General features: G+C 37.7%; 13 protein-coding genes. 5 read left to right on the top strand and 8 right to left on the bottom strand.

Going from position 1 to position 13,638, the window contains the following annotated elements; genetic code table 11:
- Positions 1–494 precede the first annotated feature (494 nt).
- From AC07VK_RS17110 to aspS, 3 genes are all read left to right on the top strand, one after another.
- The gene (locus AC07VK_RS17110) at positions 495–899 is read left to right on the top strand and encodes a hypothetical protein (RefSeq protein ID WP_492961971.1); all 405 of its coding nucleotides are present in this window, start codon (positions 495–497) and stop codon (positions 897–899) included.
- A gap of 12 nt (positions 900–911) precedes the next feature.
- Complete coding sequence (locus AC07VK_RS17105) at positions 912–1,487, top strand: DUF6882 domain-containing protein (protein WP_492953662.1); 576 nt, start codon at positions 912–914, stop codon at positions 1,485–1,487.
- Positions 1,488–1,588: 101 nt separating this feature from the next.
- A complete protein-coding gene (aspS, locus tag AC07VK_RS17100) occupies positions 1,589–3,334 on the top strand; it encodes an aspartate--tRNA ligase (RefSeq protein WP_492953663.1) in 1,746 nt (581 codons plus the stop codon).
- 184 nt (positions 3,335–3,518) lie between these two features.
- Here the strand turns inward: aspS and AC07VK_RS17095 are convergent, their stop codons facing one another.
- From AC07VK_RS17095 to AC07VK_RS17065, 7 genes are all read right to left on the bottom strand, one after another.
- Positions 3,519–3,956 (bottom strand): hypothetical protein, encoded by a 438-nt coding sequence (locus AC07VK_RS17095; protein WP_492961969.1) that lies wholly within the window; start codon positions 3,954–3,956, stop codon positions 3,519–3,521.
- Positions 3,943–4,320, bottom strand: coding sequence for a phage holin family protein (locus tag AC07VK_RS17090; protein WP_492953665.1), 378 nt, complete (start codon positions 4,318–4,320; stop codon positions 3,943–3,945). Before AC07VK_RS17090 ends, AC07VK_RS17095 begins: the two co-directional genes overlap by 14 nt.
- A 54-nt stretch (positions 4,321–4,374) precedes the next feature.
- Positions 4,375–4,641, bottom strand: a complete 267-nt coding sequence (locus AC07VK_RS17085) for a YtxH domain-containing protein (protein WP_057930800.1) — start codon at positions 4,639–4,641, stop codon at positions 4,375–4,377.
- Between the two features lie 73 nt (positions 4,642–4,714).
- A complete protein-coding gene (locus tag AC07VK_RS17080; RefSeq protein ID WP_426326704.1) occupies positions 4,715–5,764 on the bottom strand; it encodes an AI-2E family transporter in 1,050 nt (349 codons plus the stop codon).
- A gap of 66 nt (positions 5,765–5,830) precedes the next feature.
- The gene (locus AC07VK_RS17075; protein ID WP_492961967.1) at positions 5,831–7,249 is read right to left on the bottom strand and encodes a sigma-54-dependent transcriptional regulator; all 1,419 of its coding nucleotides are present in this window, start codon (positions 7,247–7,249) and stop codon (positions 5,831–5,833) included.
- A gap of 151 nt (positions 7,250–7,400) precedes the next feature.
- On the bottom strand, positions 7,401–8,180 hold the full coding sequence (locus AC07VK_RS17070) for an enoyl-CoA hydratase/isomerase family protein (RefSeq protein WP_492961965.1): 780 nt from the start codon (positions 8,178–8,180) through the stop codon (positions 7,401–7,403).
- A gap of 3 nt (positions 8,181–8,183) precedes the next feature.
- On the bottom strand, positions 8,184–8,606 hold the full coding sequence (locus AC07VK_RS17065) for a cobalamin B12-binding domain-containing protein (protein WP_244215883.1): 423 nt from the start codon (positions 8,604–8,606) through the stop codon (positions 8,184–8,186).
- Between the two features lie 260 nt (positions 8,607–8,866).
- Between AC07VK_RS17065 and AC07VK_RS17060 the strand changes: the two genes are divergently transcribed.
- On the top strand, positions 8,867–10,522 hold the full coding sequence (locus tag AC07VK_RS17060; RefSeq protein WP_492961963.1) for a glutamine--tRNA ligase/YqeY domain fusion protein: 1,656 nt from the start codon (positions 8,867–8,869) through the stop codon (positions 10,520–10,522).
- A gap of 221 nt (positions 10,523–10,743) precedes the next feature.
- Here the strand turns inward: AC07VK_RS17060 and AC07VK_RS17055 are convergent, their stop codons facing one another.
- Positions 10,744–11,580 carry an N-acetylmuramoyl-L-alanine amidase gene (locus AC07VK_RS17055; RefSeq protein ID WP_492961961.1) on the bottom strand — a complete coding sequence of 279 codons (837 nt, stop codon included), beginning with the start codon at positions 11,578–11,580 and terminating at the stop codon, positions 10,744–10,746.
- A 113-nt stretch (positions 11,581–11,693) separates the two neighbouring features.
- Between AC07VK_RS17055 and AC07VK_RS17050 the strand changes: the two genes are divergently transcribed.
- A complete protein-coding gene (locus AC07VK_RS17050) occupies positions 11,694–13,373 on the top strand; it encodes a DUF8614 domain-containing protein (RefSeq protein ID WP_492953670.1) in 1,680 nt (559 codons plus the stop codon).
- Positions 13,374–13,638 lie beyond the last annotated feature (265 nt).

The following is a 13,638-nucleotide window of genomic DNA, read 5'->3' as shown; positions in this document are numbered from 1 at the left end:
AAACCCGACAGGAGCGAGCATCCCGATTTCTTCAATCGGGATAAAGCGAATGGCGGGACTACAGTACCTATGAAATATTGTCCTTTCATTTCCTAAAAACATTTTATTATTAATAGGAAATGAGCGGTTCTGTGCTCTTGGCTTTTTCAGCCCTGCTTTCTGGTACGAGTTCCGATGCTAATTTAGTGCCGATTTATCGGTAAAGGATCGGAAGCTCTTCCCGACAATCAGGTTTATTTAACAAAGTTTGGTGCCCTGAAGCAAGCCGCTGTTAACTAAACCCGACAGGAGCGAGCATCCCGATTTCTTCAATCGGGATAAAGCGAATGGCGGGACTACAGTACCTATGAAATACTAACCTTTCGTTTCAAAAACCTAAAAATAATTTATACTCAATACAAAACAATCAGTTTCATGTTTTGATATTTGTGGAAAATCAGCTACCTGACCATCATAAATTTGAAATCCCTGAAACAAACAATTAACTTCATGCCATGGAAACCGATTTAATCATTTCAGCAATAAACGAATTACACAAAAAAGCAGATCAGGCTTTAGAAAGTAAGGATATAACGGCCTATACTGCGATGTTTGATGACAGCATAACTTATACTCCTGCAGAAGGTATAGCGCTTAATAAACGCGATTATACAATCGATTTAAAAAAGTATTTTGGCCATATTAAGGAAATCCACACCAGCTATTATCGCATTAAATCTTCTTTTGAAAACGAAGTTTTTACCGAAAAAATAGCCCGGAAATCAGTCATTTTAAAACCTAATCTGCTTATTTTCTCTAAAAAACAAACCATCCAGACAGAAGAAATCTACCACTGGAAAAATATTAAAGGCGAATGGAAAGTAATCGCTATTGAAATTACCTTAGAGGAAAAGTATTAACGCTCATTTTGAATGATAAAAATATTAAAGTTATATAGTTTAGTACTTGTAGTCTTCTTAACAAGTTGCAATAATAAATCTTCTTCAACAAAGATCGAACTTTTGGATACGGTTTCATTTGAAGAGCTTTCTAAAATTTCATGTGAATATCTTAAAAACCAACAAGCCTACTGCCAAGACAAATATAAAATTGGCGAATATGAACGATGGGATTATGATCAATCAACCGGTAAGCTCATATTTAGCAATAAGGGTGTACAGAAAGTTATTATTGACTATGAGGAAGTTGGATCTGTATCATTAAGATCAAATACCTGGCTATGGGCTTGGGGTAATTCCTCGATAGAAGAAAATGTAAAAAAAGAAATATCAAGAGTTAGAGCTTATGGTATTAAAAGAGGTTTTGAAAATCTTTTAACGGCAAAATGGTCTGCTGATATAGTGGATGGTTGGGATATGGCCGCAATTTCAGCATATATTTTAAAATCTAAAGGTGTTTATCGCGTTCCTAGCGATGATAATAAACTGTTTTCATTTATGCTTTTCAAAAAGATTACTGTCGTAGATTCTTTACCCAAAAAGAAATAGCAGTTTTAGATGTTTTCATTTGATAGAAAAAACATAAAATCTTCTACTCTAAAGTTTAAAACAAAATCGGTATTTTTGCCGCTCAATTTAGATTACAATATATGTTAAGAACAGTAACTTGTGGTGCATTAAACCTAAATAACTTAGGCGAAAGTGTTACGCTATGTGGTTGGGTACAAAAATCAAGAGATTTAGGCGGTATGACTTTTATCGATATCCGCGATCGTTATGGCATTACTCAGTTGGTTTTTAACATGGACGATAATCGTGAACTTTGCGAAGCAGCACGTTCATTAGGTCGCGAATTTGTAATTAAAGCAATTGGTACCGTTGTAGAAAGAAGCAACAAAAACCCAAAAATGCCAACCGGTGATGTGGAGATTAAAATTTCTGCTTTGGAGATTTTAAATGCAGCAAAATTACCGCCATTCATGATCGATGATGAAACTGATGGTGGTGATGAGTTGCGCATGAAATACCGTTATTTAGATTTACGCCGTAATCCGGTTCGTAATAACCTGGTTTTACGTCATAAAATGGCACAGTCGGTTCGCCGTTATTTAGATGCTTTGGATTTTATCGAAGTAGAAACCCCTGTTTTAATTAAATCTACGCCAGAAGGAGCGAGAGATTTCGTGGTGCCTAGCCGCATGAACGAAGGGGAGTTTTATGCTTTGCCTCAGTCGCCGCAAACCTTCAAACAATTGTTAATGGTTTCGGGTTTCGACCGTTATTTCCAGATTGTAAAATGTTTTAGAGATGAAGATTTAAGAGCCGACCGTCAGCCTGAGTTTACCCAGATTGATTGCGAAATGTCTTTCATCGAACAAGAAGATATATTAAATACTTTCGAAGGTCTGATCCGTACTTTATTTAAAGAAGTACGCAACTACGACTTACCGGAAGTACCGCGTATGCAATATGCAGATGCGATGCGTTTATACGGCTCTGATAAACCTGATACCCGTTTTGCAATGCAGTTTGTAGAGCTTAACAATTTGGTAAAAGGTAAGGGCTTCCCGGTTTTCGACAATGCAGAATTGGTAGTGGGTATCAATGCTAAAGGCGCTGCAAGCTATACACGTAAGCAATTAGATGAATTAACCGATTTTATCAAGCGCCCGCAAATTGGTGCTACAGGTTTGATTTATGCCCGTCATAATGAAGACGGAACCATTAAATCTTCAGTAGATAAATTCTTTAACGAAGAAGATCTTAAACAGTGGAGCGAAGCTTTCGGTACAGAAAAAGGCGATTTATTATTGATTTTAGCAGGTTCTACCGATAAAGTACGTAAACAGTTAAATGAGCTTCGTTTAGAAATGGGCAACCGCTTAGGTTTACGTGATAAAAACACATTCTCTGCCCTTTGGGTATTGGATTTCCCGCTTTTAGAGTGGGATGAGGAAACAGAACGTTACCATGCGATGCACCACCCCTTCACTTCGCCAAAACCCGAAGATATTGCCTTATTGGATACCGACCCTAAAAACGTCCGTGCCAATGCTTACGATATGGTAATCAACGGAACTGAAGTTGGTGGCGGATCGATCCGTATCCACGACAGCGCATTACAGGCCTTAATGTTTAAACATTTAGGTTTCAGTGCAGAAGAAGCTCAAAAACAATTTGGTTTCTTAATGGATGCCTTCGAGTTTGGGGCACCTCCACATGGCGGTATTGCCTTTGGTTTCGATCGTTTAACATCAATTTTCGCAGGTTTAGATTCCATACGCGATGTGATTGCTTTTCCTAAAAATAACTCAGGCAGAGATGTAATGATCGATAGCCCGAGCACTATTGACGAGAAGCAATTGAAAGAATTAAAGATTAAAACGGATTTATAGATTCATTAGTTCACTGGTCATTGGTTCATTGGGCTGGGAGCAGAAATAGCACAGTCATAAAACAAGGTTTACAAAGGCTAAGTTTTTAATCAAAAAAGCCTCAGGATTCTAAATTCTGAGGCTTTTTAATGATATCATTTTACGCTACGCTAACGAATGAACCAATGGCTAATGAACCATTGAACTAATACGTTTCACTATCAGGCGGAATGCCGTAGTCTATAAATTTCTTTTCTTTTTTCTCTTTCTTTTTCCCCAACCAACTCTTCACAGAATTAAAAATTGCCGATAAATGTTCCGCATCAAGCGATTTACCAATTTTTCCTGAAACCAGGCCTACAGCCGCTTTGGTTAAAAAACCAGCACCTCTAAATAGGGTTTTATTCATAAACATGGGCAAAAGCAACGACATGGCGGTTCCGCTAATATTTAATTTTTCGTCGGCTTTAAACAGGTTACTTGGTGTAGCATACCGCTTTATCAGCGCGCCTAAGGTAAATTGTTTAAAATAGGCTTTCGTATCCGACTTAAGCATATTCTGCTTAAGGGTGTATTCAACCTTGAGTTCTAACTTTCTAGTCTGCAGGTCTTCTAGGTTACGGATGTCTTTATACCTTTTCATCTTCCTCCTTATCTGCAAGTTTATCAAAGTATCTTCTAATGGCTACATTAATAATTGCCTTTTCGATATACTTATCTTTAGTTAAATAAACACCTAGTGCCAATAGAATATAGAACAAGGAAACACAACCAAAGCCTCCGGCATAGCTACCCAAAAGATCAGACAGATAAAGTGCCAAGGTTACTGAGCCAAATAAAAAGGCTAATATAAAACAAACAATAACTGCGGTACTGGTTACTAAATCGGCAAAAACTTTAGAGACTTTTTCTACCAGGTAAAGTCTTGTATACTCAACCCTGGCCTCTAAAAAGCCCTTGGCATCATCGACAAGATCTTCAATGCTTTTATCTTTATTTTCCTGCATAATTCAGATTGATATTTAACCGGGCAGTTGCCCGGCTATGCAATATTTTATTTATTAAGCGTGCTCCACGTCGTCACTGTATTCTTCTTCTACGCTTCTTAATTTCGTTTTGATCGAGCTTACCACTTTATCCTTTAAGCTGGCAAGGTGGTTAATTTCATCAGCAGCTTTATCTTTGATAGAATCGCCCAGGTCTTTTAGAGATTGGCTTAATTTATCACGGGTTTCATCACCTTTATCTGGTGCGAACAAAATTCCTAGAGCCGCACCAGCAGCTAATCCTGCTAAAAGCGCAACTACAACTTTTGAGTTATCATTCATAATTAATGTATTTTAAGGGTTTAACAATTATGTACAATATAAAACTACTACATTATTTATTGTTAAGCTATATTTATAACTCCGTATGCTCGTTATTTGTTTTAATTCTTTCCAATCTTTCTGATGCCAGTGTACTGGTTTCGTAAATCTTAACGAGCAATATAAAATAAGATAATAGTAGTGGCCCAAAAACAAGGCCCAATATTCCAAATAAAGGGATACCAATAATTACGCCAATTACTGTAATTATGGGGTGAATATTGCCAACTTTTTTTGCAATGATAAACCTGAGCACATTATCGATATTGATGATAACTACGAAACCAAAAATAAGCATGGCCCAGCCTGCAAAATTATTCCCGTTCGCAATCTGTAAAATCGCAGCTGGAACAAAAACAACCGGTGGCCCCAAAACGGGCACAAAAGAAATAAATGTTGTAATAACCCCCCAAAATACAGGATCTTTATAACCCAAAACATAAAAAGAAAGGCTCAAAAGCGAACCTTGAACGAGGCAAATCAGCCCTTGTCCTAATACATTTGCATAAGTTGTATTTCGCATTTCATCGCCAAAACGAAGTGCATTCTGTTCTCTGAAAGGTGCATATTTAATCAATGAAAACTCGAATTTTCTTCGCTCAATTAACATAAAGTAGAGTAAAAAGTACATGACCAATAAACTTAATATAATATTTACTGCACTCGATATTAAGGATGGGAAAAGTTGGGTAGCCCAATTCCCCAAGCGGTTTAGCCCTTCCTGAATAAGGTCTTGATTAATTTTAACTGGAATAAGGTGCTGTAATTTAACCAACAGGTTCCTGAAAAACACTTCATTGTTCCTCAATTCCGAAATTTTGCTGATAACCATGCTACTTAACGCATAAAAAGGCATTACAATGAGTATGATACTGATGGTGATAAGGAAAATAGCTGTTACCCTTTTATTCCAGCCCTTATGCTCTGCCAAATGGATATAGGCCGGCCGCATGATCGTGTAAAGCACCAAAGTACTTAAAATAGCACTAAAAATACTTTGCAAGGAATACGCAATTAATACCCCAAGCGCAATAATAATGACCAGGTTGATGTTATTGCGTTGCTTATAAGAGAATACTGACATATATAGATAATAAGGGGTATTCTTTAAATGCTAAAATGGCCGATTTTGTTTTTCTAGATTTAAAATTTATATCCCTTCATCAACCTCAATAAATTTAATTTTATTATAAAGTGTTTTTCTGTCGATATTTAATATTTTTGCCGCCTTGGTTTTGTTGAAATTAACCGCTTTTAGCACTTCTAAAATAGCAATATATTCGGCTTCTTTAGCCGCATTTCGCAAATTAAGTGATTTATCATTATTTAATTTTAGCGGCAAAAGAAGCATGTTTTTTTCGGGCTGTGTCTTAGGATAATCAGTCATTCTAAGCTCCAATGGTAAAACATGGGTTTCTATCCGATCACCATCGGTTAATAAAGCAATCCGCCTGACAACATTCTTCAGCTCACGTACATTACCCGGCCAATTATATGCTAATAAACATTTCATCACTTCATCAGAAAAGCCTTTAATCTTTTTATTCAATTCTTTGTTTACCGTGGCCAGAAAATGCTCAGCAAAGATAAGGATATCATTGCCCCGGTGTTTCAATGATGGAACGTGTATAGAAAATTCGTTAAAGCGGTGATATAAATCTTCCCTGAATACACCCTTTTGAACCCCTTCTATTAAATTTTCATTTGTAGCTACAATAAGCCGCACATCCAGATCAATCTCCTTTGTACTTCCAATCCGCTTTATTTTCCGTTCTTGAACTGCCCTGAGTAAAGTTGCCTGGATCTCATATGATAAATTACCGATCTCATCAAGAAATAATGTACCCCCATTGGCCTGCTCAAAATGGCCAATTTTAGTGAAAACAGCTCCAGTAAATGCCCCTTTCTCGTGTCCAAAAAATTCACTTGCGGCTAAATCTTTTGTTAAAGAACCACAATCCATAGCGATAAAAGGTTCTTTGCCCCGCGAACTATTTAGGTGAATGGTTTTAGCAACACATTCTTTCCCTGTACCACTTTCCCCAGTTAAAATGACCGTATACCCTGTTCGTGCGATGAGTTGGATTTGTTTCAGTAAAAGCGCTGAAGCATCGCTTTCACCATTTATATACTCCGGGCCATTTAGAAAATCGTAAATAACATTACTTCCCGTGCATTCAAAATTCTTAGGTGATTTTACCTCCTCTTGCGCTTCAAGGGCTTTATTTATGGTTTTTAAAATTTCATCCGGGTAAAGCGGTTTCACGATATAATCGTAAGCCCCTAGTTTTATCAATTCCACGGCAAGCTTAATATCCGAATAGCCTGTAATGATAATCACAGCAGTTGACGGATAGTTTTCCTTAATATGGATTAAAATCTCTTTCCCATCGGTATCATCCAAACGATAATCGCATAATACTAAATCGAATTTCTCTTTTTCAAGAATTTGCAAAACCGTTCTACCTGTTGTTACATTCGAAACTTCAAATCCATTTTTAGTTAAAAAATTGCATAGCAATAAACCGATGCTAACTTCATCGTCAACAATGAGTACCTTCTTTTTCATGAGTAGCGTTATTATTATAAAAACCCATACGTTGTGGTAAGCACATTAGGGTTAATAATTATTTAACATAATTACTCAAAAAAAATTGCATTGAAAAATTTTTGCAACACTTTCGTTACACCAAATATCAAATTAATACTACACACATATGTTATTTTCCAGAAAAGTTTGCTTTTCTCTTTTCAACGAATGCAGTTACGCCTTCTTTAAAATCGGCAGTTTCGAAACATTTGCCAAATTCTTCAATTTCTGTAGCGTAGCCATTGTTATTATTTACAGCTGCAATTACAGATTTTATTGCAGCCGAAACAGCCAGCGGTGCACGTTGCTTAATAACATTCAGCATCTCTTCAGCTTTGCTAATTAGATCTGACTGTGGAACAACATAATTTACAAGACCTATTTTTTCTGCATCCAAAGCGGTAATCATATTGGCGGTCGTAATCATTTCTATTGCTTTACCTTTTCCAACCAATTGTGTAAGGCGCTGGGTACCACCATAACCGGGAATTAAACCTAAAGTAACTTCAGGTAAACCTAATTTTGCATGATCTGAAGCGATGCGCATATGGCAGGCCATAGCCAGCTCTAGTCCTCCGCCCAAAGCAAATCCATTAATTGCTGCAATAAATGGCTTTGAGGAATTTTCAATGGCATTAAAAACCAGCTCATGACCACGTTTTGCTAAATCTTCCCCCTGTTTACCACTATAATCAGAAAACTCTTTAATGTCAGCTCCTGCAACAAAAGCCTTTTCACCTGCTCCGGTTAAAATAACACCTCTTACTTCATCGGTTTTACCTGCGAAAGCAATTACATCTGCCAGTTCAGCCAAAGTATCTTTGTTTAATGCATTAAGTGCTTTTTCACGGTTAATGGTAACGTATAAAATGTTCTCTTTTATCTCTGAGATTAAATTCTGGTATGCCATACTTTAAAAATTTCTGTTTTCTGTAACCCAATTCTGAATATATTCTACAATACTTGCCATTGTTGTACCTGGAGGAAATAGCTCTCCAACACCCATATCTGCCAGTTTTAACCGATCTGCTTCCGGAATAATCCCTCCGCCGGTTAATAACACATCATCTAACTGTTTTTCTTTCATAAAGTGAATAATCTTTGGAAAAACTGTCATGTGTGCGCCCGATAGGATAGAAATCCCGATGGCATCAACATCTTCCTGAAGCGCGGTGTTTACCACCATTTCTGGCGTTTGGCGCAGGCCGGTATAAATTACTTCCATGCCTGCATCCCGTAAAGAAGTTGCAATTACTTTGGCCCCTCTGTCGTGGCCATCTAACCCAACTTTAGCTACTAAAACGCGGATAGGCCGATTTAATACTTTGCTCATCATTCATATTAAGTTGACGTAAATGTATCGATTTTATTAGGTAATTAAGAAATAGGGAAAAAGCAGATAATGGTTTACGGCTCATTGTTCATAGTCGTGGTTTTCGACAGCGGATTAGCTTATAATACGAACATATTTGTTCTTTCACAGCACTATAATGAAGTTCTGGACGATCAACGATCAACTATGGGCTAATAAACCTATAATCATTGTATAAATCCGCTCAATCTTTTTACATTTGCATTCCTAATTTACAGGTTTTTATGAGTGAAGAGAAGTCATTGAACTTTATTGAAGAAATTGTTGAGAACGACTTAAATAGTGGCAAGTATGAAACTTTGGTTACGCGTTTCCCGCCAGAACCTAATGGTTATTTACACATCGGCCACGCGAAAGCAATATGCTTAAATTTCGGACTAACACAAAAATACGGCGGCTATACCAATCTGCGTTTTGATGATACCAATCCGGTAACAGAAAAAACAGAATATGTAAACAGTCAGCAAGAAGATATCAGATGGTTAGGTTTTAACTGGAAAAATGAATTATATGCCTCAGATTATTTTGATGAGCTGTATGGTTTTGCCGTTAAACTGATCGAAAAAGGTCTGGCTTATGTTGACGAGAGTTCTGCAGATGAAATTGCAGCTTTAAAAGGCGCGCCAACAGAACCAGGACTGGATAGCCCATACCGTAACCGCAGCATTGAAGAAAATTTAGACATTTTCACGAAAATGAAAAATGGCGAATTTGCCGATGGCGCTTATATTTTGAGAGCAAAAATCGACATGGCCAGTCCGAATATGTTAATGCGCGATCCGATTATCTATCGTATTAAACACGCCGAACATCATCGTACGGGCAACAAATGGTGCATTTATCCGATGTACGATTTTGCTCACGGACAAAGCGATAGCATCGAAAACATCACGCACTCTATCTGTACGTTGGAATATGTTTCGCACCGTGAACTTTACGATTGGTTTATCGAAAAATTAGAGATTTTTCCTTCAAAACAATATGAATTTGCCCGTTTAAACCTTACCAGCACGGTAATGAGTAAACGTAAGTTACTTCAACTGGTTAACGAAAACTTAGTAAATGGATGGGACGATCCGCGCATGCCTACCATTAGTGGTTTGCGCAGGAGAGGTTTTACACCGAAGAGTGTACGTGAGTTTTGCGAACGCATAGGTATTGCCAAACGCGAAAATTTAATCGAACTGAGTTTATTGGAATTTTGTATCCGCGAAGATTTAAATAAAACAGCTAACCGGGTAATGGCAGTTTTAGATCCGATTAAACTGGTGATTACAAATTACGAAAAAGGAACAGAAGATTTAATCGGCGAAAACAATCCGGAGGCTGAAGATGGTGGGGGCACACGTGTGATCCCTTTCAGCAACGAACTTTGGATAGAACGTGAAGATTTTATGGAAGTACCTGCAAAAAAATGGTTCCGTTTGGCTCCAGGTGCGATGGTACGCTTAAAATTTGCCTACATTGTTAAATGTGAAGATTTTGTGAAAGATGAAAACGGAAACGTTACCGAAATTCATTGTACTTACATCCCAGAATCGAAAAGTGGAAATGATACCAGCGGCATAAATGTTAAAGGAACCATCCACTGGGTAAGTGCTCCACATGCCAAAACTGCTGAAATCCGTTTGTACGATCGGTTGTTTACTTCTGAAACCCCGGATGCTGAGGAAGGCGATTTTAAAGATTACTTAAATCCTGAAAGTTTGACGGTTTTACCTAACGCTTACATCGAACCGGCATTGGCAGACGCAGATTTAGAAAGCCGCTATCAGTTTATCCGTAAAGGTTATTTCTGTTTAGATCGAGATTCTACTGCAGATAAATTGGTTTTTAACCGTACCGTTACATTAAAAGATACGTTTAAGAAGCCGAATTAGATTTAGCCATTTTGGTCACAGATATGCACAGATGAACACAGATTAGCGTTGTTTGTCTGTGCTTTTTATTGGTTATTAGTGAGTTGAGGCTATACGATATTCCTTCACTAACTCAAAGGATAGACGATAAGTGCGCAAGATGTTTTTCGACAAGACTTCGTACCTCCGTCCTCTGACTTGACTTTCGGACTTATTTACGCTTACCGCCAGACGCCCTCCGCTTAATACTTCGTATAAACATTATAAAGCACCAAGATATCCACAGGTGTTAAAGTCGGTGTAATATCACTCTGGATAAAATGGATTTTAAAAGCCGTGATGGCTGCAGGGAGATTACTGGTGTCGTAACCAATATATTTTAAGGCCATTTCGGTATTAAAATCTACCGGCGGGTTTTTCAGCACATCATCATACCAATAGCCAAAGCCTTTATCTGCGAGTTTTTTCCAGGGGAAATTTTTAGGATCATTTTTCCGCTTAGGTGCTATATCAGCATGACCGATAAAATTCGCTGTCGGGATGCCATAGGTTTTCTTTAAAGTGGCCAACAGCTTTAGCAGGCTATTGATCTGTGCATCAGGCCATGGGTCAGTTAAGCCATTATTATCCAATTCAATTCCTATCGATGAAGAGTTTAAGTCGGTATCTTTCCCCCATTTACTTACACCAGCATGGTTTGCGCGTAAATAGTCGTTCACCATATGCACTACTCTACCATCGCGGCTGATCACATAATGGGCGCTCGTACCTGCCTTAGTTGAAAAAAATGTTTTTATGGTCTGTGCCAAACTATCTTGCGCAGTATGGTGGATCACTACAAAGTTTGGTTTACGTATCCCAAAATTTACAGAGCCAATCCATTCCTGGTTTGTTGCTCCTAATGAATCGTAAAGTTGACCAACTGGTGGCGTGGTATTGATTATTTTCGAAAAATCCTTCGCCTTTTCCTTATAGATTTTTTCAGTTGCAGCATATTTGCTGCTTCCGCAGGCAGATAAAATAAGTACAAGAGAGAAAGCGGAAATAGATAATAATTTTGATGACCTGGGAAATAACATGGTATGAATTGTTAGCAAGTTGAAGTTACAAAGTTATCTTAAACTTCACCCAATGCATCAAACTTTATACAAAGCTTTCAAAATTTACTAATTTAGCAGCCATATACTTTAATATGAAGAATTTATACAAATCAACCCTATTTTTATCGGCAGTAGCTATTTCTGTAGGTGCCTTATCCTCTTGTACCGGCAATAATAAATCTAAAGATGAAAAGGCTGTGGTAGTACAAAAAGATAGTCTGACCAATTATGTTGCACAACGCCTGCCTATTTACGAAAGGGTAAAATTAACCACCAATATTAATGAGTTGAGTGTTAACGACCGTAAAATTTTGCCTTTATTAATTCAGGCAGCAGAAATTATGGATCAATTATATTGGAAACAAGCCTACCCACAAAGAGACAGCTTGCTCGCAACTATTAAAGATGAAAAAACACGCGATTTTGTTAACATCAACTATGGCCCCTGGGATAGATTAAATAATGATAAACCTTTTGTTGAAGGTGTTGGTGCCAAACCAGAGGGCGCATCTTTTTATCCCTACGGCATTACCAAAGAAGCCATAGAGAAATCGGACCTTGCTGATAAGTTTGGTGCATATTCAGTTATTCAGAAAGACAGTACGGGCAAATTATCAACCGTACCTTATCATGTATTATTTGCTTCAGAATTACAAAAAGCAAGTTCGTTATTAAAACAGGCTGCTTTAATTGCCGAAGATGCCGGTTTAAAAAAATATTTAAACTTAAGGGCCGATGCTTTGGTAACGGATAATTTTACCGCAAGTGATTATGCCTGGTTAGATATGAAAACCAATGGTTTGGATATTATTATCGGCCCGATTGAAAATTATGAGGATAAACTGTTTAATGCCCGTACCAGTTACGAAGCTTATGTATTAATCAAAGATAAAGAGTGGAGCAAACGTTTGGCGAAGTATGTAAAAATGCTTCCTGAATTGCAGAAAAACTTACCTGTTGCAGCGAAATACAAAACCGAAACACCTGGAACCGACTCTGAGTTAAATGCATATGATGTGGTTTATTATGCAGGAGACTGCAATGCCGGATCGAAAACCATTGCCGTTAATCTTCCGAACGATGAAAAAATTCAACAGGAAAAAGGAACACGCCGTTCGCAGCTGAAAAATGCCATGCAGGCGAAATTTGATAAGATCCTGGTGCCAATTTCAAAAGAATTAATTGAAGCCGATCAGCAGCAATACATTAAGTTTGATGCATTTTTTGCAAACGTAATGTTTCATGAGGTAGCGCATGGTTTAGGGATTAAAAAAACCATTACCGGAAAAGGATTTGTACGTGCGGCATTAAAAGAACAGTATAGCTGGTTAGAAGAAGGCAAAGCCGATATTTTAGGCTTGTATATGGTAACAGGCTTACTTAAAAAGGGTGAGCTGAAAGGCGACATAAAAGATTATTACACCACATTTATGGCCGGTATTTTACGTTCTGTCCGCTTCGGCGTTTCTGAGGCGCATGGAAAAGCCAATATGCAATGCTTTAATTATTTCCAGGAAAAAGGTGCTTTTGAGCGTACCGCTAAAGGTACTTACAAAGTAAATTTCGAAAAATTTGCAACTGCCATGAACGATTTAAGCGCATTCATTCTTACCCTTCAGGGTAACGGCGATAAAGCTGCGGTAGAAAAAGCACAAAAAGAAAAAGCGGTTATCCATACAGAACTTCAAACAGATCTGGATCGGTTGACCAAAAAGAATATTCCTGTTGATGTTGTTTTCGAACAAGGTGTTGATGTACTTGGGGTAAAATAAAAGATTTCTTCCCAGGAACTTAAGGCCATAGATGCACAGGTATAAGCTTGTTTGTCTATGGCTTTTTTGCGTTGTTGGTTCACTCTTTCATTAGTTTATTTGTGGGACTGGGTTAATTGCCTAAGCTCCTTAAAAAATCTTCCCCTCCGCTATAAAAGAAAAATTGTCATTTATATTTATACGGTAAATAATCCTCAAGGTTAGGGCTGAAGAGGGAATTAAACGCCTAAACTTCTGTCATCGGACCTCCGACGTCGGACTTTTT

Source organism: Pedobacter sp. GW821-FHT01D05 (genome assembly GCF_059422505.1).
The sequence above is the reverse complement of the archived record's forward strand: the minus strand, read 5'-3'. Positions and strand labels throughout refer to the sequence as shown.